Below are 18,646 nucleotides of genomic sequence, written 5' to 3' on the forward strand. Positions count from 1 at the left end.
CGACGCCCACAGACATGCGGGGCCGGCGAGATGCGCCACGGAGGGTGGACGGGCTTCCTCTCCGGCCCCGCAGTAGTTCAGTCGTCTGACTCGCCAGGACGATTGCCGATCCCGGGTTCGTCGTTGTGCTCGGAAGAGTACGAGCGGGCTTCCTTCTCCGCTGCCTCTTCGGTCACGTCGTCGACGCCCACGGCGGCCGCGGCACCGGAGTCGGCACCGCCGCCGCCCGCCGGGGTGTCGCCGACGTAGAGCAGTTCGCCGGAGTCCTCGCCCTCGCGCGCCTCCAAGTGCTCGGAGATGCGGGCCTGCGCGTCGGACTCGGCGGCCGAGCCGACGTTCGCCGATCCGGACTGCTCGTCGCTGCCGCTCACTCGGAGGTCCGCAGGTCGTCGGGGGCGTCACCGCTGTGCTGACCGTCGTCTTCGGGAGCGAGGTCGCCCTGACCGTCTTCGCCGAGCTCGGCCTCGAGGGGTTCGTCGCCCTGCGTCTCCGGCTGCTCGACGTCCGACGGGAAGACGAAGGCACCTTCGGTCGGGTCCATGCTGTTGATGAGTCCTTCAGGGTTCGACATCCTGCGCTCCTTCGGTTGGGGAGTTCCAGCATCGACCGGATGCCGCGCCGGGGCAGGTCCGTTGACAGACGGGGGCGCCGGGGGTAGCGCTCACGCCCTGCCCTTGAGGATGAGGTTCCAGTACACCCACGGCAGCACCCATCGATCCATCGCGTACGTGAAGCGGCGCTCGCGGTACAGCGTGCGCCAGAACGGGATCGACGGCTGCAGGCGGCCTGCGCGATCGAACTCGGCGAACACCGCGGTGCGTCGGGTCACGGTGAACGGCGTCTCGCTGTAGCCGTCGTAGCGACTGTTCTTCTGCGGCCTCGTGAGGGCATCGGTGATGACCTTCGCCTGCGATCGGATGGCGCCGCCGGAACGGATGGGCGTGATGGATGCCGCGTCGCCGAGCGCCCAGATGTTCGCCCACCGCCGATGACGCAGGGTCTCGGGGTCGACGTCGACGAAGCCGTCAGCGCCCTGCAGGCCGCTCTCTGCGATCCAGCCGGCGGGGGCGTGTGGAGGTGCCGCGTGCAGCACGTCGTAGCGGATCGTGGTCGTCTGTCCGTCGACGACGACATCGAGTTCTCGGGCATCCGCTCGCACCTCCGCGATGCTGGCGACGTAGTGCGCCTCGATCCCGTATGCATCGAGCGAGCGGTGGAGCTCGGACGCGACCTCGCCGATGTGGAAGGGCGCCGCCTCGGGGGTGACGAAGACCACGCGGATGCCGGGCAGCCGCCCGAGCTTCTGCCAGCGATCGCAGGCGAGATACATCGGCTTCTGGGCGACTCCGGCGCATGATGCCGGCTCCGCGGCCTGGGTGAAGACCACCGTGCCCGAATCGAGATTCTGGAGCACGTTCGAGGCTTCCTCGGCCAGCTCGAGCGTGTAGTTCGAGACCACCGCCGAGCCGGCGACCGCCTCTGCAAGTCCCGGAATGGCGTCCCAGCGCTGCTCGATGCCGGCGGCGATGATCAGCTGGCCGTAGCCGACGCGCCTGCCGGACGACAGCTCCACGGCATTCTCGTCGGTGTGCACGGCCACGACGCGCTCCTGCAGCCAGGTCACTCCTCGAGGAGTGACCTTCGCCTGAGGGCGGATGACCTCACGTCGATCGGCGACACCGCCCGCGATGTGCGACTGCAGCGGCGCGTAGACGTGCTCGCTCCGCGGCTCGATGATCGTCACCTCGGCAACACCGCGTCGACGCAGGCGGGCGGCGATCGACACGCCCGCGTTCCCCCCGCCGACGATCACGACGGGACCGGCTGCGTGCGCCTGCTTCGCGGATTTCCTCATGGTTCGAGCATCCGGTCAGAAACGGATCTGCGCCATCCTCTTGCTTCTTCGGCCGCGATGCCTGCGGATGCCGTGCTGCATATCGGTATGCCGGAACAGCGCCCATTCCATCTCCCATTTCCCCCGTACGCTCCGACGAGACGCAGTCATGCGTCACGGGGGAAACACCGCTCCCTGTCCTATCGACGCGGAGGAGGTGACCACATGGCATTCACTGTCAACCGAGTTCCGACCGACAAGAAGATCAGCTGGGGCATCATCTGAGCGATGCGCCTGAACAGGGGCGAGGCCACGATCGACGTTCGCACGATCGTGGCTTCGCCTCGAGGAGACTGTCATGCGATTGCAGGTCAAGCGCGCTTTGCCCATTTACTGGCTCGACGACGAAACGGTGCGCATCGGCGCACAGCAGGGCATCACTCAGGAACTGAAGGACCCCGCGGGGGAGCTTCGAGCTCTGTTGCCGCTGCTTGATGGCACACGGGAAGTGGACGAGCTTCTCGACGTTGCAGGACGCGCCTTGCCGATTCTCACGCGGGAGCAACTTCGGGCCGGAATCGCCGTTCTAGACGACTGCGGGCTCTTGGAGGACGCTTCTCGGTACGACGATCTGCCCGAGCGACTTCATGCGAATCAGTCGTTCTTCGCCGCGGCTGCCGCGAACACGAGTTCGCCCGCAAACGTCGCACAGCGGCACATCTCCGATTCCCATGTCCTCCTCCTCGGGCTAGGAGGAGGAGGAAGTGCCAGCCTTCCCCTCCTTCTCGCACTCGGAGTGAAGAAGCTCACGATCGTCGATTACGACGTCGTCGAAGCGTCGAACCTGAATCGGCAAACGCTGTTTCGAACGACCGACCTCGGACGCGCGAAGGTCGATGTGGCAGTGGAGTACGCTCACTCGTTCGCTCCCGACGTCTGTATCTCGGCGATCAACCAGCGGATCTCCGGCGCCGACGAGGTGAGGCAACTGGGTATCGATGGCGACGCGATCATCTGCGCAATAGATGAGCCGCCGTTCGTCGCGCAACGCAGGGTGAATGCTGCGGCCGTCGCCCTCGACGTGCCGGCCGTATTTCTCCTCTCCCAACACACTCGGGGGCGCATCTTCTCCGTGATTCCCGGGGAGTCTGGCTGCATGGATTGCCTACAGATCCATGATGAGGTGAACACTGACGACTTCCTTCCTCAGTACCGCGCTCTGATGTCGCCTGATCGTGCTGGCGCGACCGCCGCCCTCGCACCTCACATCCAGCGGCTGATCTCCTTCGGCATTGACGAGGTTGTCCGCCTAATCACGCGGTACGCCCCGCCCTTCGCCGTCGGCAAGCAGGTCGAGGTCGATTACATCGCTGGGACTCTCGGCACAGTGATGGAATGGGGACGTCAGCCTGGTTGCCCCACCTGCGGCGAGCGGGACGCCCAGTACGATCACATCTTCGAGATCGCGCCGCTATGACCGACGAAGTCCGCCCTACTCTGTGGCGCGTTCGCGATTATCGGGTGTGGTTCATCGGCGACACGTTCACGCAGATCGGCGTGTTCATCGGCACCTTCGCCTTCACGCTTCTCGCGTTCGGCGTCTCGAAGGACACGGCAGTCGCGGGTCTCGTCGGAAGCGTGAATGCCCTGGCCCATGCGCTCTCGATCCTTCCCGGCGGGTACCTGATGGATCGAGTCGATCGTCGGATCATCATGATCGTCTCGGGTGTCGCTGCGTTCGTCGTGTACGGCGCTCTGGCCCTCAGCATCCTTCTCGGCCTGCTCGATGTGCCGCTTCTCTTCGCCTTCGCCGCCGTCAGCGGCGTGATCGGCGGGCTGTTCGCGAACGTGACGGATGTGATCCTGCCGCGGATCGTGGGCGGCCCGCTGCTTCCCGATGCATCCGCCGCCAACCAGGCGCGAGATGCGGCGATCCAACTGGGCTCGTCACCGGTCTCGGGTCTCCTCTTCGGTGTGCATCCGTCCCTTCCCTTCCTTCTCGGCGCCGCGGCCCGTCTGGGAGAGGCAGGGGCCGGGATCGCGATCCGGACCGACCTGCGTCCTCGCGCGGACGAGACGGAGGCAGACAGCACCAGAGCGTCGGCGGGATTCACCTGGCTGCGACGATGGCCGCAGCCGCGCTTCCTGATCCTTCTCGTCGTCTGCGTGAACTTCTCGCTCGCCACGTGCGGCACCGCCATCGTCCTGAGTCAGCAGCAGATCATGACCGAGCCGTGGAAGATCGGTCTGATCCAGACCTTCCAGGGCGTCGGCATCCTTCTCGGGGCCATAATTCTCATGCGCATCTCGAGATCACTCAGCGGAGGCGCAATCATCCGGCTCTCGATCTGCGTTGTCGGCGTCGCCTTCTTCGGCGCGATCTTCACTCAGCACGTGTGGGTGATCGCTGGTCTGGCGTTGATCGCCTCCCTGCCGCTCATCCCGCTGAACGCGATGCAAGGGGCATACCTGGCGCTTCTGATCCCCGACTCCCTTCGGGGTCGGGTGCTCTCGATCCAGTCGTTGATCGCCGCGATCGCGGCGTCGATCGCTCCCGCCGTGGCGGGTCTGCTGTTGAAGCAGGTCGGCTACGAGCTCACCATCGCCATACCTGTCGGCCTCCTCGCGATCGTGCTGCTCATCGCCTTCGTCTCGCCGTCGCTCTCTGGCATCCCGAAGAAGGACGATCTCGACCAGGTCGAGCCGCTTCCTCTCTGAGGCGAATCAGCACGATGCTGGATCAGAAACGCAGCTGAGAGGGCGCGTTCAGAGACGTTTCTGATCCACGCAGAACGTGCTCAGGCGCGCGGCGCCGCCGTCGACGCCCGCACGATGAGCTGCGAGCCGAGTGTCACGACGTCGCTGATCGCGGCGCCCGACATCGACTGGAGAAGCAGGTCGACCGCCAGCTCGCCGCTGCGCGCGATCGGCATCCGCACGGTGGTGAGCGCCGGTGTCACCGCACCGGCGAGGTCGATGTCGTCGATGCCGACGATGCTGATGTCGGCGGGGCACCGGCGTCCGAGCTCGATCATCCCCGCCTCGAGGCCGAGCGCGACGAGGTCGTTGTACGCGACGACGGCCGTGGCGCCGCTCGCCGCGGCCGGTGCGGCAGCGGCCCGGCCGCCCTGGATGGATGCCGCGTGGTGGCTGAGCGGGGTGAGACGGATGCCGTGCCGCTCACAAGCTCGCGCGATCGTGTCCGCTCGGCGGACGTCGGCCCAGGAGCCACGAGGTCCGGCAGCGTAGGCGATGTGCGTGTGGCCGAGGGCGACGAGGTGCTCGATCGCCTGCGACGGGCCGTGCTCCGTGTCCATGAGCACGCAGGAGGAGCCGTCGATCTGCCGGTTGATCACCACGTAGGGGGTGGTCCCGACCAGAGAGAGCACGTCGGCATCCGGAAGACGCGGCGAGCACAGCAGCATGCCGTCGAGCTTGCGCGCCTGCTCGATCTGCTCACTCTCCCGGCGCAGATCCTCGTCGGCGTCGAAGAGCACGATGCGGTGCCGCCCGTGCCACGCCTGCCCCTGGATCGCCTTGAGCAGAGTGGCGTAGACCGGGTTCGCGACGTCGGGGACGACCACACCGAGGGTGCGGGTGGCGGTGGCCGACTGCGGCGTCGCGTATCCGAGATCGGTGGCTGCGCGCAGCACCCGCTCGAGTGTGCCGTGCGCCAGTCGATCGGGTTCACCGAAGGCGCGGGATGCCGTCGCGATCGACACTCCCGCGTGCTTGGCCACATCCGTCAACGTCGCTGCCACGATCGCCTTTCCCTCGTCCCGTCATCCTATGATCGTGCATCCCCAAGTGAAACTGGTTGACAAGTTTGTACAACTCATTCACACTGTTTACATGACGATCATCGCCGATCACCCCCGGCCCGAGCGCGCAGGCATCCTGCACCTCGGTCTCGGCAGCTTCCACCGGGCGCATCAGGCCGTCTACACGGCCACCGCCCTCCAGTCCGCAGGCGGCGACTGGGGCATCGTCGGCGTCGCCTCACGCTCGCGCACCGTCGTCGACGCCATGCACGCGCAGGACCTGCTCTACTCCGTCGCGACGATCTCGCCCGATAGCATCTCCCTGAGCGTCCCGGGCGTGCACACCGACGCGTTTGTCGGCGCCGAGCAGCCGGAGCGCGTCGTGGCGCAGATCGCCGATCCCGGCATCCGCATCGTCACACTCACCGTCACCGAGAACGGATACAGCTACTCCGCCGCCACGCAGCATCTCGATCTCGACGACGCCACCGTTCGGGCCGACCTCGGTGGAGGTGCTCCGCGCTCCACGATCGGCCAGCTCGCGCGAGGCCTGCAGGCGCGCGCGGCGGCCGGCGCCGCCCCGCTCTCGGTGCTCAGCTGCGACAACCTCTCCGCCAACGGCGCACACACCGAGAAGCTGGTCCGCGAGTTCCTGCAGGCGCTGCCCCACGGCGAAGGCACCGACACCCTCGCCTACCTCGACCAGTCCGTCGCATTCCCGTCGAGCATGGTCGACCGCATCGTCCCCGCCACCACTCCCGAACTGCGCGATCGCGTCAGTGCGCTCATCGGATCGCGCGACGAGATCCCCGTCCCCGCCGAGCCGTTCACGATGTGGGCCATCGAAGACCGGTTCGCCGGCGGACGCCCCGCCTGGGAAGCCGGCGGCGCCGTGTTCACCAGCGAGGTCGGCCGCTACGAGCAGATGAAGGTGCGGCTGCTCAACGGCACCCACTCACTGATCGCCTACCTCGGCGCACTGCGCGGGGTCGGCACGATCCCCGAGGCGATCGGCCTCGGCGACATCGCGCAAGCCGCGCTCTCGGTCCTGCGCGGAGAGTATGAGCCGTCGATCGAGGTGCCCTCCGGCGTCGACATCCGCGAGTACGAGACCCAGCTCTTCGAGCGCTGGGGCAACAGCGCCCTCGGTCACCGCACCAGCCAGGTCGGCACCGACGGCTCGGTCAAGCTGCGCCAGCGCATCCCCGAGCCCGCCCTCCAGGCGCTGGGCCGCGGCGAGATGCCGCATCTGATCGCGCTGACCGTCGCCGGATACCTCTCCTGCATCGCGCCGCTGCCGGGATTCGACCCTGGCGTGCACGCGACGGCGATGACGGATGCCGCCCGCGAGCGCCTCGCCGCCCTCGCAGCCACCGCCCGCGACGGCCGCGCACTCGCCGCGCGAGTGATCACCGAGCTGCAGCTGTTCGGCGACGGACTGGCCGCTCAGGACGGGTTCGTCGAGCGTGTGGGCGAACTGATCGATACGATCCGGCGTCAGGGCGTCGCAGCGGCCATCGCCGATGCCGTCGCCGCCTCCGACACGATCACATCATCATTCACCAGCGCAGAGGAGATGCAGCCATGAAGGCTCTCGCCATCCACGGCAAGGAAGACATCCGCTGGGAGGACCGCGAGGTCCCGGTTCCCGGTGAGGGCGAGGTGCGCCTGCGGGTGAACTACGTCGGCATCTGCGGCTCCGACCTGCACTACTACTTCCACGGCGCGAACGGGGAGTACACGATCCGCGAACCGCTGACCCCCGGTCACGAGCTGTCCGGCGTGGTCGACCTCGACCCGTCCGGCCGCCTGGCTCCTGGCACCCCCGTCACCGTGCATCCGGCGCGGTACGGGCCCACCGTACCCGGCCTCGAGGATCGCCCGCACCTGCGCCCCGGCGGCGACTACTTCGGCAGCGCCGCGGCCGACCCGCACCGTCAGGGCGGAGCATCCGAATTCCTGATCGTCGAAGAGGGCATGATCCGCGTGCTCCCCGACGGTCTGCCCCTGGAGCGGGCCGCGCTCGCCGAGCCGCTGGCCGTCGCGATCCACGCCGTGAACCTCGCCGGAGACGTCACCGGAAAGCGCGTGCTCGTGATCGGCTCGGGTCCCATCGGACTGCTCGTCGTCGCCGCGGCCGTGCACGCCGGGGCCTCCGTCGTCGGCGCGAGCGATCTGCGTCCCGAACCCCTCGAGCGCGCTCGGGCACTCGGCGCGACCGAGGTCGCTCTCGTCGGCCAGGACACGATCGACGACGAATCCTACGACGTCGTCTTCGAGTGCTCCGGCGTCGGCGTCTCGCTCACCCAGGCCGTGCGCGCCGCGCGTCGCGCCGGCACCATCGTGCAGGTCGGCATGCTCCCGAACGCCGAGATCGGCGTGAACCTCGCGCCGATGCTCGCCAAGGAACTGACGCTCCGCGGCGCCTTCCGCTTCTCCACCGAGATCGATGACGCGGTCCGGATGCTGGCCGAGTCGGATGCTCTCGACTCCGTCGTCTCCCACGTCGTCCCGGCATCCGACGCCGTTCAGGCTTTCGAACTCGCGCGCGACTCGTCGGCCTCGGCGAAGGTCCTGCTCTCCCTCTAGCTCCACCCCCACCCGTTCCTGGTCCGAAGGAGTACCTCCCATGTCAGAACCGCAGACGACGACTCAGGCCGTCGACGATCCCGCCGCGAAGAGGTCGATCCGCGACCTCGTGCGCGCCGCCATCTCCGGATGGCTCGGCACCGCTCTCGAATTCATGGACTACCAGCTGTACTCGCTGGCAGCCGCCCTCGTGTTCGCCGACCTGTTCTTCTCGTCGGAAGACCCGGCCATCGCCGTCGTCGCCGCGATGGCGACCTACGGCGTCGGCTACGTCGCCCGCCCGGTCGGCGCGTTCTTCTTCGCCCGCCTCGGTGACAAGACTGGTCGCACGAAGGTGCTGTTCTACACGATCCTCCTGATGGGGCTCGCAACCACCCTCATCGGCTTCCTGCCGACCTACAACCAGGTGGGCATCCTCGCCCCGATCCTGCTCGTGCTGCTCCGCATCGCGCAGGGCTTCGGTGCGGGCGCCGAGATCTCGGGCGCCGGCGTCATGCTCGCCGAGTACGCGCCGGCCAAGCGCCGCGGCATCATCGCCTCGCTCGTCGCACTCGGCACCAACTGCGGCACTCTCCTCGCCTCCGGCATCTGGGCGATCCTCCTCGTCGCGTACAGCGAGCAGGAGGTCATCGACTGGGCATGGCGCATCCCCTTCATCGGCAGCGCGATCATCATGCTCTTCGCGATCTGGGTGCGCTTCAACCTCAAGGAGACCCCGGTCTTCGAGGAGCGCGACGACGTCGTCGACGGCAAGGCGCTCTCCAAGCAGGAGGCCTTCGAGCTCGCCACCGAGACCGGCGACGTCCGCACCCTCGAGGCGATGCAGCGCAAGCCGATCAAGGCGTTCGCGATCGCGCTCATGCTGCGCTTCGGTCAGGCCGGCAACTCGGGCATGATCCAGACGTACCTCATCAGCTACATCACCGTCGTGCTGCTGCTCGACCGCTCGATCGGCGTCAACGCCGTGATCGTCTCGTCGCTCGTCGCCTTCATCACCGTTCCGCTCTCGGGCTGGCTCGGAGACCGGTTCGGCCGCAAGCGGATGTACATGATCTGGTCGGTCATCGCGCTCATCATCATCGTCCCGACGGTGCTCATGATCAGCAGCGGCGTCACGCTCCAGGTGTTCATCGGCTACGTGGTGCTGCACAACCTCGCCGTGATGAGCTTCGCGTCGCTCGAGAACCTCACGCTCCCGGAGCTGTTCGGCTCGCGCAACCGCTACACGTTCACCGCCATGGCTCGCGAGATCGCCGCCATCATCGCGACCGGCGCCGGCCCCGTCATCGCCGCCGCGTGGGTGTCCGCCGTCACCGGCTCGTTCATCCCGATCATCATCATGCTCTTCATCTTCACGCTGAGCGCACTGATCGCCTCGATCTGGATGCCGGAGGTCGCCGGCCGCGACCTCACGGACCCGCGCGACGCGATCTGACCACCGACCCGGGGTGCGGCTGCCCGAACAGCCGCACCCCCTTTCTTTGAGGAACCGCCATGACCATCGAGCTCGTCGACGTCAACATCACCAGCCCCGGCCGCAACTTCGTGACGCTGAAGATCACGACCTCCGACGGCATCACGGGTCTCGGGGATGCCACCCTGAACGGCCGCGAGCTCGCGGTCGCCTCCTATCTCGCCGACCACGTCGCATCGACGCTGATCGGACGCGACGAGGACCGGATCGAAGACACCTGGCAGTACCTGTACCGCGGGCCGTACTGGCGCCGCGGACCAGTGACGATGGCCGCGATCGCCGCGGTCGACATGGCGCTCTGGGACATCAAGGCCAAGAAGGCCGGGATGCCGCTGTACCAGCTGCTCGGCGGCGCGAGCCGCGAGGGCGTGCGGGTCTACGCCCATGCATCCGGCACCGACTACGCGGCGCTGTCGAACGCCATCACGGGGTACAAGGAGCTCGGCTTCACGGCCGTGCGCGTGCAGACCGGTGTCCCGGGACTCGGTCAGATCTACGGCGTCTCGGCGGCCGGCCCCGGTGTGCGCTACGACTACGAGCCCGCCAAGCGCTCCGGCGATCGCCCGGCCGAGGAGACTTGGGACACCCGCAACTACCTGCACCACATGCCGGGGATCTTCTCGCAGATCCGCGAGGAGTTCGGCACCGATCTGCGCATCCTGCATGACGGACACCACCGGATGTCGCCGATCGAGGCCGCGCGCTTCGCGAAGGACATCGAGCCCTACGACCTGTTCTGGCTCGAGGACTGCACGCCCGGTGAAGACCAGACCGCCCTCCGGCTGGTGCGCCAGCACTCGACGACGCCGCTCGCGATCGGCGAGGTGTTCAACTCGGTCTACGACTACCAGACGCTCATCACCGAACGCCTGATCGACTACGTCCGCTCGGCCGTCACCCACACCGGTGGCATCACGGCCATGAAGAAGCTGCTCGACTTCGCCGCGATCTACGGCATCAAGTCGGGCATCCACGGTCCGACCGACATCTCGCCGGTCGGCATGGCCGCCGCGCTGCACCTCGACCTCGCGATCCACAACTTCGGCATCCAGGAGTACATGCCCCACAACGAGCAGACGCTCGAGGTGTTCCAGTCCTCGTTCACGTTCGATCAGGGCTTCCTGCACCCGGGCGAGCAGCCCGGGCTCGGTGTCGAACTGGACGAGGAAGCCGCCGCCGGCCACGAGTACACCAAGGCATACTTGCCGGTGAACCGTCTGCTCGACGGGACCGTCCATGACTGGTGAGCCCTTGTCTGGTGTAGTCCGCCGAGTCGCGCTGCCGCAGCGCACGGTCGACTCCCGCCTGATCGTCGTCGCCCGCGCGCAACGCGCGGAGGACTACGACGCCGTGCTCGAGGTGCTGATCGATGCCGGCATCCGCAGTCTGGAACTCACGCTCACGACGCCGGGGACGTTCGACCGGATGCCGCAGCTGCTCGCCCAGTTCGGCGAGGTGGCGGATCTCGGCATCGGCACGGTGACGAACGCGGCCGACCTCGCCCGCGCTGTCGACGCCGGTGCGAGCTATCTGGTCACCCCGATCACGTCGTCGGCGTTCGTCGAGCAGGCGACGGATGCCGGTGTGCCGATCGTTCCCGGAGGATTGACGCCGACCGAGCTGTTCGCGTCGTGGTCGGCAGGAGCATCAGCGGTGAAGGTCTTCCCGGCGGGACAGGTCGGCCCCGGGTATCTGAAGGATCTGCGCGGACCGTTCCCCGACATCGAGGTCGTCCCCTCCGGCGGGGTCGATCTGGACGGAGCGGCGGCGTGGCTGGCGGCCGGTGCGGCCGCGGTCAGCGTGGGCGGGCCGCTGCTCGGCGATGCGTTCGCCGGCGGAGACGCGGTGGCGTTGCGCGATCGAGCGCAGGCGTTCGTCGAGGTGTGCGCGCGGTGACCGGTCGTTCCATCGTCACGCTCGGCAGGCCGATGGCGCGTCATACGGCCGCTCGTCGGAGACTAACCGTCTCGCGGCCACAGGTGTCACCGCTGCTGTACGTGGGCTGACCGTTCCGCGGTCATACCGCCTTCCAGCGAGGGAGGAGTTCGTTGCTCGCGTCGCGGGGTGGCCGGATCGTGGGCGAGCAGGATGGCGCGACGGAGGACAGCGCTTCGTTCCATCCTTCAGCCAGGGAAAGTCGTGGGAATGCCGCGCCAGGGTCGGTGCGATCCGTTCGGCGAGCCGCTGCCGCTCGTCGTCGCTGGCATCACGAGCCAGCAGGGTGTAATCGCGTTCTATGTCAGGGGGTTCGCTGTCGATCATGCGGGCGATGTCGTCGAGTGTGCCTTTGTCGAGGAACTGCGAGTCGTGTTGATCGACGTACCTGCCAAGTCCGCGAGTTCCCGTGTACTCCACCCCATACGCTCCCTCTCCTCGGTCCCGCCGTTCCATGATCGAGCGCAGCTCGCGCTCGATCGGCCTCACGCCATCACTGTATGCACGTCGTGGCTTCCGCTGGCACCTCGAGGTCGATCAGGTAGGCGGATGCGATCTCCTCCTCCGACGTCGCACTGACGCAGCGCGGCGTCCGGAACCTCGCGAGCTTGCACTCCGTCCTTGCTCATCACGCTCACCGCGTGACGCCCGTGCCCCGAGGATGCCGCTCCGGAAGCGATCGAAGACGCTCGCCGCGTTGCTCGACCCGAGTGGTACCGTGGCCCCTGGAAAGGGCCTCCGATGACCTCCGAAACGTCTGCAGCTTCAGCGTCTGCCATCAGATTGAATCGACTCAGGGCAGGTGTCCTCGGAGCCAATGACGGCATCGTGTCGGTGGCCGCCGTTGTTGTCGGTGTCGCTGGAGCGACTCCGCAGATCGCGCCCATCATTGCCGCCGGTGTTGCTGCAGTGGTGGGAGGCGCGATCTCCATGGCTCTTGGAGAGTACGTGTCCGTATCGAGTGGACGCGACAGCACGGCTGCGGCGATCGTGCGCGAACGACGTGACCTGGCAGAACAGCCTGATGAGGAACTCCGCGAGCTGACTGCCTACTACGAATCACGAGGCGTCAGCGCCGATACAGCCGAGCGAATCGCGACCGAACTCACCGAAGCCGACGCTTTGACCGCGCACCTCCAGTCAGAATTCAACATCGATCAACGCGACGTGGCGAGCCCTTGGCACGCGGCTTGGGTCTCCGGCCTCGCTTTCACACTCGGGGCATTGCTGCCGATGATCGCGATACTGCTGCCCCCGGAATCGATTCGGATCCCGGTTACTTTCGTGGCCGTACTCGTGGGATTGGGGCTCACTGGGGCCCTGGGCGCTCGCTTCGGGGGAAGCCCGATGCTGCGACCGACGCTGCGGGTGCTTCTCGGTGGCGCGCTGGCACTGGGGATCACTTTTGGGATCGGTACCTTACTGGGCGCTAGTGGCGCGGTCTAGCCGAAAACGATCGTTCAGGGTGCGATCGGGTTCACCCTGGGCGTCCTGAACTGACCCCAGAGCCACGGCGCCGTGGTGATGACGAGGAGTCCGAGCACCACCTGCTGTGATTCACACGTACTGAGGAATGATGAAGATGACCTCTATGGCTTCGTAGATGGCGGCGATCATCAGAAGGATGATCACCAGCGGGTACAGGGTCAGGGTGTCTTTGAATCCGGCTTTGTAGCCGACGACACGGGACGTGAGGTCGAAGTGCCGGGGCTGGAGAACTTTCCGTCCGTGGATCCAGACGGCGAAGGCGGCGATGAGGTAGGCCTGCCCCTCGATGATGAGGGTGATGAGGTGTGGAAGGAACACACCCCAGTTGCCATCAACGGGCGCGAAGAGAATGCCCCACTGAATCACCCGATAGATCGTGAAAGCGATCCCGAAGAACGGCACAACGAGAGAGGGGATCGTGGTGGTCAGCAGGGCGCCGATGAAGAAGTTGACGACGAGGGTGATTCCAGCGGCCCACAGAACATTGCCGCTCTCGTAACCGGCACTGACCGCCGAACCAAGTCCCGGCTGGTCGAGCTCACCCTGTACCCCGTCGATCGCGTCTCCTTGTAGATGCGGGAGGACAGCAGTGATGATCATGGCGACCACGAAGAGGCCGTAGAACACGGCGTTGAAGATGATGAATGTGCGTCTGTGTTCTTTGATGATGGCGAACGCGTTGCGGACGAGGGTCACGGCGGTGCTCCAGGGTTCGAGGGTCGAGTTTCAGTGGGGGAAGCTGCCCGGATGGCCGAGGGTGTTCATCGTCATTTCGATGATCGCTCCTCGCCGGTCCGGGGTCAGATCGTCGCGGACCGCTTGGAGGACTGTCGCGTTGAGTGCTACGGCAGCACCGGCGATTCGAATGAGTCGTTCCTCATTCGGGTATTCGAGGTCCACGGCGAAGGCGAGCAAGATCGCGAGCCCCGCTTGCTCGAGTTCCGGTCGGGGAGCATGCGTGTCGCTGACCAGGGTGGCCGTGAATTCGGAGATTCCGGGCCACCTCTCGGTAAGAGTGACGAGCGTCGCGATGACCACCTGATCGCGCTCGGCGCCCGGGCTGAGACCCTCGACCGAGGAGACCAGTCCCGCTGCTTGGTCCTTGACGGCCAGGAGAACTGCGTCATAGATGGCCTGCTTGCTCGGGAAGTGGTGCAACAAGCCCGCTTTGGTGTAACCAACAGCATCCGCGACCTGTTGCAGCGAGGTGCGCTCGAAGCCATGCCGAGCGAAGAGAGCGGCGGCGCGATCGATGATCTCAGCGTCGATTTCAGTGGTTGTCTGACGAGGCATGACGCGAGCATACATGAAACCAACCATTGTGGTCGATCTTCTACCACAATGGTTGGTGCTGGGCGATGGCACTGACCACGATCGCTCCGGGTGCAGGATCTGTCACATCGTCCGCCGCGATCCCGAGGCGGCGCCGGATGTCCGGAATCAGTAACGATTGCCAATGCAGATGCTTCTCGATGCTGCGAGCACGCAGCGATGGCGTCCCGTACATCAACTTCGAGAGCCTTCTTGCCCGAGATGGTGGCGGCCGGTAACGGATTCCTGATCAACGTTGCCAGTTTGGCCGCCTACACCCCGACCCCGCGGATGGCTGTCTACGGCGCGGCGAAGGCCTTTGTGCTCAGTTTCACCGAGTCGCTCTGGGCCGAGACCCGCGCATCAGGGGTCACCGTGTTTGCTCTCTCGCCGGGCGCGACGAGCACGGAGTTCAACTCCGTCGTCGGCACCGACGACGCCACCTCCGTAGCGCGGATGCGCACCGCCGAAGACGTGGTCGCGACAGCACTCGCGCATCTCGAGCGCCGCAACCCGGGCCCAGCGTGATCGACGGCGCCTCTAACCGGCTCATCGCAACCCTCAGTCGGTTCATCAGCAGACGCGGCACCGCAACGCTGATGCATCGCCTTACCGATCCCGCCCGTCGCGAGCGCGAGGACCCCGTGATCGCCTACACGAACTAAGCGACTCGAAAGAAAGGCCTGTCGCGGTTCATCTCAGATCGATGCGTCGGAGGCGAGCGAAGCATTCAGGAGATCGTTCCGGTGGGCCCGACAGAGTCCTCTGAGGCTCGACGACATCGCGGCCTCGCGTATCTTCGCGGGCATCCGCGCCCGTGTCCACCCCATCCCGCACGCGATATCCCGCGCCTAGGATCGGCCCATGCACACACGCACACTGGGCAATGACACCGTCGGCCGCGTCGAGGTCGGAGCGATCGGGCTCGGCCTGATGACCTTCGACCAGACCGGACACCAGCCTCGCGAGCAGCTGCTCGACACGGTCCGCGCCGCGCTCGACGCGGGCGTCACCCTGTTCGACACAGCGGACGCGTATGGGCCCGGCGAGGAGTTGGGCGCGGACGCCCAGGGTGAGAACGAGAAGCTCATCGCCTCGATCCTCGACGAGCTGGGCGTGCGTGATCGCGTGTTCCTCGCGACCAAGGGCGGCGCGTTCCGCACCGAGGGGAGCAAGTGGGACATCGACGGACGCCCCGAGCACCTGCACCGGGCGGTCGATGCCAGCCTGTCCCGGCTGGGTCTCGAGCAGATCTCGCTGTGGCAGCACCACCGCCCCGACCCGAAGACGGACTATGCCGAGACGATCGGCGCGCTGACCGAGATCGCCGCGAGCGGCAAGGTGCGGATGATCGGGCTCTCGAATGTCGACCCCGGTCAGATCCGGGCCGCCCACGAGGCCCTGGGCGACAGCCTGGTCAGCGTCCAGAACCAGTTCAGCCCCAAGTTCCGCAGCAGCCGCCCCGAGATCGACGTCTGCACCGAGCTGGGCCTGGCCTTCCTGCCCTGGAGTCCGCTCGGCGGGCTGTCGGATGCCAAGGAGCTGGCGGCGCACCACCCCGCCTTCCAGCAGGTGGCCGACGCCCGTGGCGTGAGCGCCCAGCAAGTGGCGCTCGCCTGGGAGCTCGCGCAGTCGCCGGTCGTCATCCCGATCCCGGGTGCCAAGCGGCCGCAGTCGATCCGCGATTCCGCCGCGGCCGCCGACCTCGAACTGACGGCTGATGAGCTGGCCGCGCTCGACCGGGATTGAGCCCGGGCGCGGTGGCGCGCGCGGGCGCGGCGGCCGACCATCACAAGAACGCATAGGCGCAGGTCGTAGCCTCGACTGATGACGAAAGCCCCCGCCTCTCCGCCCGCGGCTTCCGCGAACTCGCCTGTCGGCAACCCCCGCCACCCGCTCTTTCTGCATGCTGCGCTCAATTCCCGACCCGTCGCGCTTGCCTACCGCATCCTCGCGTTCGCGGTCATCCTGACCGGCATCATCCGCTACTCCGACATCCTCACCGGATCACCCGACTGGTCCACGCCGCTGTTCTACACGATGCTGAGCAACCTCCTCTGCCTCGTGTGGATGCTGCTGCTCGTCATCCGCACTACACGGGATCTCCGTCGCTGCGGCCCCGCCGGGACGTCGATCCCGAGCGCCCGGTGGAGCGGCGCTGTCATGATGGCGATCACGGTCACGATGCTCATCTACCTGGTCGTCCTCGTGCCGACCAGGTTCCAGGACGGCGACGCCGACGTGTTCTCCCTCACCGACACTCTCATCCACATCGTCGCGCCCTGCCTGCTGATCGCCGACTGGCTGCTGTTCGTCCCGAAGGGTGCGTTCCGGTGGTCCGACCCGCTCCTGTGGACGCTCATCCCCTACACGTACCTGGCGTTCGCCTTCGGCTTCGGAGCCCTCGGCGGCGAGTTCACGCCCGGCCAGAAGTACCCCTACCCCTTCATGAACATCGACGAGCTCGGCCTCGACGGCGTCGCGATGTGGATCCTCGCGCTGACAGCGGCACTCGTCGCGGTCGGGTTCCTCTACGTCGTCATCGACCGGATGCTGGGACTCGCAGCCCGCCGGATCAGGGTCTGATCACACCACGTCGAGGATGCCACGGTCGAGCGCCTCGCGCGCCACGACCTTGTACCCCTGTTGCTCGAAGAACACCGTCATCCGGTCGGCTTCGATGCTGACCACCGTGCCGGCGCCCCACTCCGCGTGTCGCACGGCGTCGTCCGGGTGCAGGTCGTCGTCATCGCGGCCTTCGGCGATGGACGGTGCCGCGCCGGCATCCGCCGCATCGCATCGATCGCACGCCCCGCAGGCATCCGGGGCGTCCACCCCGAAGTAGTCCAGCAGGGCGATGCGACGGCAGCGCACCGACTCGGCGTACCCGCGCATGACCGCGATGCGCGACTCCCGGATACGCTGCTGCGCGTCGTCCTCCTCGCGGACGTCCGCCACGACCTCATCGCGGGTGCGGCCGGCGACCGCGGCGAAGCCCTTCGCCGTCGAGGTCGCCGCACCCACCGCGACGAGCGAACCGAGGATGCGCGACACCGCGCGGCCCGACAGCCCGGCGACCTCGGCGACGGCCTTCGCGCGCACCCGGCCGTCGGCGTGCGTGAGGGCCGACCAGACGGCCGTGACCTGAGCGGGCTTCGAGTGACCGGCGGCGAAGAACGACCGCAGCGAGAAGTCCTCCGGCCGGTAGTGCAGCACAGCCCGGGCCGGCTTGCCGTCACGCGCCGCGCGGCCGATCTCCTGCGCGTACGCATCGAGCGACTCTGTGACATCGGCGTGCGCGACCAGACGCACGTCGGGCTTGTCGATGCCCATGCCGAACGCCGACGTGGCGGCCACCACGTCGAGCTCGCCGGCGGACCACGCGGCATGCACGGCATCCCTCCTCTTCGTGCTCATGGCGCCGTGATACGCGGCAGCGCGGCGTCCCCGCTTCTCCAGCGCAGCGACGTACTCCTCGGTCTCGCGACGGGTCGCGACATAGAGCAGGGTCGCGCCCGGTTCGGCGGCGACCTCCTCGAGCACGGCGCGACGCTTCGCGCCATCCTCCTCGTAGCGCCGCACGGCGAGGTGGATCTCGGGGCGGTCCATGCCGCGCACCTCGAGGTGCGGATCCCGCATACCGAGACGTTCGATGATGTCGCTGCGCACGGGCGAGGATGCCGTCGCGGTGAGGGCGAGGACCGGCGGATGCCCGAGCGCCGCCACCGCGTCGCCGATGCGCGCGTAGTCCGGGCGGAAGTCATGACCCCACGCGGAGACGCAGTGCGCCTCATCGACGACGAGCAGGCGGACGTCGGCGGCGAGCAGCCGCTGCAGCACCTCGTCGCGCGCGAGCTGCTCGGGCGCGACGAAGGCGTAGACCGGCTGCCCGTTCTCGATGGCCTGCCACGCAGCACGCTCGGCGCGGGCGGACGTGCGGGAATTCAGCGCGACGGCCGCCGGAGCATCCGGTGCGGCATCGATGGAGGCGACCTGGTCGCGCTGCAGGGCGAGGAGCGGCGAGATGACGACGGTGACGCCGCCAAGCTCCAGCCCCGCGATCTGGTAGACCGCGGACTTGCCGGCGCCGGTCGGGAAGACCACGAGCGTGTCACGACCGCCGACCACCGAGGTGATGGCCTCGGCCTGACCCGGCAGCAGCGTGTCCCATCCGAACGCCTCGCGAGCGGTTCGTCGTGTCTCGGCGAGGGTCGGGGTGGTCGTCACGCGGGGAGTCCTTCGGTCGTGCGGGTG

At 67.3% G+C, this 18,646-nt stretch carries 20 protein-coding genes; 11 read left to right on the forward strand and 9 right to left on the reverse strand.

Translation table 11 applies throughout. The features are described from left to right. Positions 1-77 precede the first annotated feature (77 nt). From RS85_RS16695 to RS85_RS16705, 3 genes are all read right to left on the reverse strand, one after another. Positions 78-371 (reverse strand): hypothetical protein, encoded by a 294-nt coding sequence (locus RS85_RS16695; RefSeq protein WP_046014602.1) that lies wholly within the window; start codon positions 369-371, stop codon positions 78-80. Next, positions 368-571 (reverse strand): hypothetical protein, encoded by a 204-nt coding sequence (locus tag RS85_RS16700; protein ID WP_046014603.1) that lies wholly within the window; start codon positions 569-571, stop codon positions 368-370. The genes RS85_RS16695 and RS85_RS16700 overlap by 4 nt, the downstream gene beginning before the upstream one ends. A gap of 90 nt (positions 572-661) precedes the next feature. Then, a complete protein-coding gene (locus RS85_RS16705) occupies positions 662-1,855 on the reverse strand; it encodes an NAD(P)/FAD-dependent oxidoreductase (RefSeq protein ID WP_046014604.1) in 1,194 nt (397 codons plus the stop codon). A gap of 337 nt (positions 1,856-2,192) precedes the next feature. Here RS85_RS16705 and RS85_RS16710 point away from each other — a divergent pair, with 337 nt between their 5' ends. Beyond that, positions 2,193-3,311, forward strand: a complete 1,119-nt coding sequence (locus RS85_RS16710) for a HesA/MoeB/ThiF family protein (RefSeq protein WP_046014605.1) — start codon at positions 2,193-2,195, stop codon at positions 3,309-3,311. Further along, entirely contained in the window at positions 3,308-4,552 is a 1,245-nt protein-coding gene (locus RS85_RS16715) for an MFS transporter (protein ID WP_046014606.1), read from the forward strand. The genes RS85_RS16710 and RS85_RS16715 overlap by 4 nt, the downstream gene beginning before the upstream one ends. Positions 4,553-4,632: 80 nt before the next feature. On the opposite strand, the gene RS85_RS16720 is transcribed toward RS85_RS16715, so the two are convergent. Next, the gene (locus RS85_RS16720) at positions 4,633-5,595 is read right to left on the reverse strand and encodes a LacI family DNA-binding transcriptional regulator (RefSeq protein WP_046014607.1); all 963 of its coding nucleotides are present in this window, start codon (positions 5,593-5,595) and stop codon (positions 4,633-4,635) included. 91 nt (positions 5,596-5,686) lie between these two features. Here RS85_RS16720 and RS85_RS16725 point away from each other — a divergent pair, with 91 nt between their 5' ends. From RS85_RS16725 to RS85_RS16745, 5 genes are read left to right on the forward strand one after another with little or no spacing between them, the layout of a single operon-like run. Next, positions 5,687-7,183 carry a mannitol dehydrogenase family protein gene (locus RS85_RS16725; protein WP_046014608.1) on the forward strand — a complete coding sequence of 499 codons (1,497 nt, stop codon included), beginning with the start codon at positions 5,687-5,689 and terminating at the stop codon, positions 7,181-7,183. Next, the gene (locus RS85_RS16730; RefSeq protein ID WP_046014609.1) at positions 7,180-8,184 is read left to right on the forward strand and encodes an L-idonate 5-dehydrogenase; all 1,005 of its coding nucleotides are present in this window, start codon (positions 7,180-7,182) and stop codon (positions 8,182-8,184) included. Before RS85_RS16725 ends, RS85_RS16730 begins: the two co-directional genes overlap by 4 nt. A gap of 40 nt (positions 8,185-8,224) precedes the next feature. Beyond that, on the forward strand, positions 8,225-9,619 hold the full coding sequence (locus RS85_RS16735) for an MFS transporter (RefSeq protein ID WP_046014610.1): 1,395 nt from the start codon (positions 8,225-8,227) through the stop codon (positions 9,617-9,619). A gap of 59 nt (positions 9,620-9,678) precedes the next feature. Continuing rightward, positions 9,679-10,905, forward strand: a complete 1,227-nt coding sequence (gene manD, locus RS85_RS16740; RefSeq protein WP_046014611.1) for a D-mannonate dehydratase ManD — start codon at positions 9,679-9,681, stop codon at positions 10,903-10,905. Beyond that, entirely contained in the window at positions 10,895-11,554 is a 660-nt protein-coding gene (locus RS85_RS16745; protein ID WP_046014612.1) for a bifunctional 4-hydroxy-2-oxoglutarate aldolase/2-dehydro-3-deoxy-phosphogluconate aldolase, read from the forward strand. Before manD ends, RS85_RS16745 begins: the two co-directional genes overlap by 11 nt. A gap of 15 nt (positions 11,555-11,569) precedes the next feature. Here RS85_RS16745 and RS85_RS19565 read toward each other — a convergent pair whose 3' ends face one another. Beyond that, a complete protein-coding gene (locus tag RS85_RS19565) occupies positions 11,570-12,082 on the reverse strand; it encodes a hypothetical protein (RefSeq protein WP_152642451.1) in 513 nt (170 codons plus the stop codon). Between the two features lie 252 nt (positions 12,083-12,334). Between RS85_RS19565 and RS85_RS16750 the strand changes: the two genes are divergently transcribed. Continuing rightward, positions 12,335-13,039 (forward strand): VIT1/CCC1 transporter family protein, encoded by a 705-nt coding sequence (locus RS85_RS16750; RefSeq protein ID WP_046014613.1) that lies wholly within the window; start codon positions 12,335-12,337, stop codon positions 13,037-13,039. A gap of 111 nt (positions 13,040-13,150) precedes the next feature. Here the strand turns inward: RS85_RS16750 and RS85_RS16755 are convergent, their stop codons facing one another. Genes RS85_RS16755 through RS85_RS20255 form a run of 3 tightly spaced genes read right to left on the reverse strand, consistent with a single transcriptional unit; the run spans position 13,151 to position 14,588 of the window. Beyond that, positions 13,151-13,777, reverse strand: a complete 627-nt coding sequence (locus tag RS85_RS16755; protein ID WP_052703609.1) for a hypothetical protein — start codon at positions 13,775-13,777, stop codon at positions 13,151-13,153. A 30-nt stretch (positions 13,778-13,807) separates the two neighbouring features. After that, complete coding sequence (locus RS85_RS16760) at positions 13,808-14,401, reverse strand: TetR/AcrR family transcriptional regulator (protein ID WP_152642452.1); 594 nt, start codon at positions 14,399-14,401, stop codon at positions 13,808-13,810. 13 nt (positions 14,402-14,414) lie between these two features. Further along, on the reverse strand, positions 14,415-14,588 hold the full coding sequence (locus RS85_RS20255) for a hypothetical protein (RefSeq protein WP_160298658.1): 174 nt from the start codon (positions 14,586-14,588) through the stop codon (positions 14,415-14,417). On the opposite strand from RS85_RS20255, the gene RS85_RS19915 reads away from it, so the two are divergent. From RS85_RS19915 to RS85_RS16775, 3 genes are all read left to right on the forward strand, one after another. Continuing rightward, on the forward strand, positions 14,573-14,920 hold the full coding sequence (locus tag RS85_RS19915; RefSeq protein ID WP_268748013.1) for an SDR family NAD(P)-dependent oxidoreductase: 348 nt from the start codon (positions 14,573-14,575) through the stop codon (positions 14,918-14,920). The genes RS85_RS20255 and RS85_RS19915 overlap by 16 nt on opposite strands. Positions 14,921-15,256: 336 nt before the next feature. After that, positions 15,257-16,141: an aldo/keto reductase gene (locus RS85_RS16770; protein WP_046014614.1), complete on the forward strand. Its 885-nt coding sequence runs from the start codon at positions 15,257-15,259 to the stop codon at positions 16,139-16,141. Positions 16,142-16,219: 78 nt separating this feature from the next. Next, positions 16,220-16,978 carry a Pr6Pr family membrane protein gene (locus RS85_RS16775; protein WP_052703611.1) on the forward strand — a complete coding sequence of 253 codons (759 nt, stop codon included), beginning with the start codon at positions 16,220-16,222 and terminating at the stop codon, positions 16,976-16,978. On the opposite strand, the gene RS85_RS16780 is transcribed toward RS85_RS16775, so the two are convergent. Continuing rightward, on the reverse strand, positions 16,979-18,619 hold the full coding sequence (locus tag RS85_RS16780; protein WP_046014615.1) for a RecQ family ATP-dependent DNA helicase: 1,641 nt from the start codon (positions 18,617-18,619) through the stop codon (positions 16,979-16,981). Positions 18,620-18,646: the final 27 nt, after the last annotated feature.

Source organism: Microbacterium sp. SA39, assembly GCF_000967865.1.
Lineage (GTDB): Bacteria > Actinomycetota > Actinomycetes > Actinomycetales > Microbacteriaceae > Microbacterium.

Bases quoted from the DNA above. Each gene is read 5' to 3' on its own strand.
- RS85_RS19915 (WP_268748013.1), top strand. From the start codon at position 14,573: ATGGCGTCCCGTACATCAACTTCGAGAGCCTTCTTGCCCGAGATGGTG.
- RS85_RS16745 (WP_046014612.1), top strand. From the start codon at position 10,895: ATGACTGGTGAGCCCTTGTCTGGTGTAGTCCGCCGAGTCGCGCTGCCG.
- RS85_RS16750 (WP_046014613.1), top strand. From the start codon at position 12,335: ATGACCTCCGAAACGTCTGCAGCTTCAGCGTCTGCCATCAGATTGAAT.
- RS85_RS16775 (WP_052703611.1), top strand. From the start codon at position 16,220: ATGACGAAAGCCCCCGCCTCTCCGCCCGCGGCTTCCGCGAACTCGCCT.
- RS85_RS16770 (WP_046014614.1), top strand. From the start codon at position 15,257: ATGCACACACGCACACTGGGCAATGACACCGTCGGCCGCGTCGAGGTC.
- RS85_RS16735 (WP_046014610.1), top strand. From the start codon at position 8,225: ATGTCAGAACCGCAGACGACGACTCAGGCCGTCGACGATCCCGCCGCG.
- RS85_RS16730 (WP_046014609.1), top strand. From the start codon at position 7,180: ATGAAGGCTCTCGCCATCCACGGCAAGGAAGACATCCGCTGGGAGGAC.
- RS85_RS16710 (WP_046014605.1), top strand. From the start codon at position 2,193: ATGCGATTGCAGGTCAAGCGCGCTTTGCCCATTTACTGGCTCGACGAC.
- RS85_RS20255 (WP_160298658.1), bottom strand. From the start codon at position 14,588: ATGTACGGGACGCCATCGCTGCGTGCTCGCAGCATCGAGAAGCATCTG.
- RS85_RS16760 (WP_152642452.1), bottom strand. From the start codon at position 14,401: ATGGTTGGTTTCATGTATGCTCGCGTCATGCCTCGTCAGACAACCACT.
- manD (WP_046014611.1), top strand. From the start codon at position 9,679: ATGACCATCGAGCTCGTCGACGTCAACATCACCAGCCCCGGCCGCAAC.
- RS85_RS16700 (WP_046014603.1), bottom strand. From the start codon at position 571: ATGTCGAACCCTGAAGGACTCATCAACAGCATGGACCCGACCGAAGGT.
- RS85_RS16725 (WP_046014608.1), top strand. From the start codon at position 5,687: ATGACGATCATCGCCGATCACCCCCGGCCCGAGCGCGCAGGCATCCTG.
- RS85_RS16715 (WP_046014606.1), top strand. From the start codon at position 3,308: ATGACCGACGAAGTCCGCCCTACTCTGTGGCGCGTTCGCGATTATCGG.
- RS85_RS16705 (WP_046014604.1), bottom strand. From the start codon at position 1,855: ATGAGGAAATCCGCGAAGCAGGCGCACGCAGCCGGTCCCGTCGTGATC.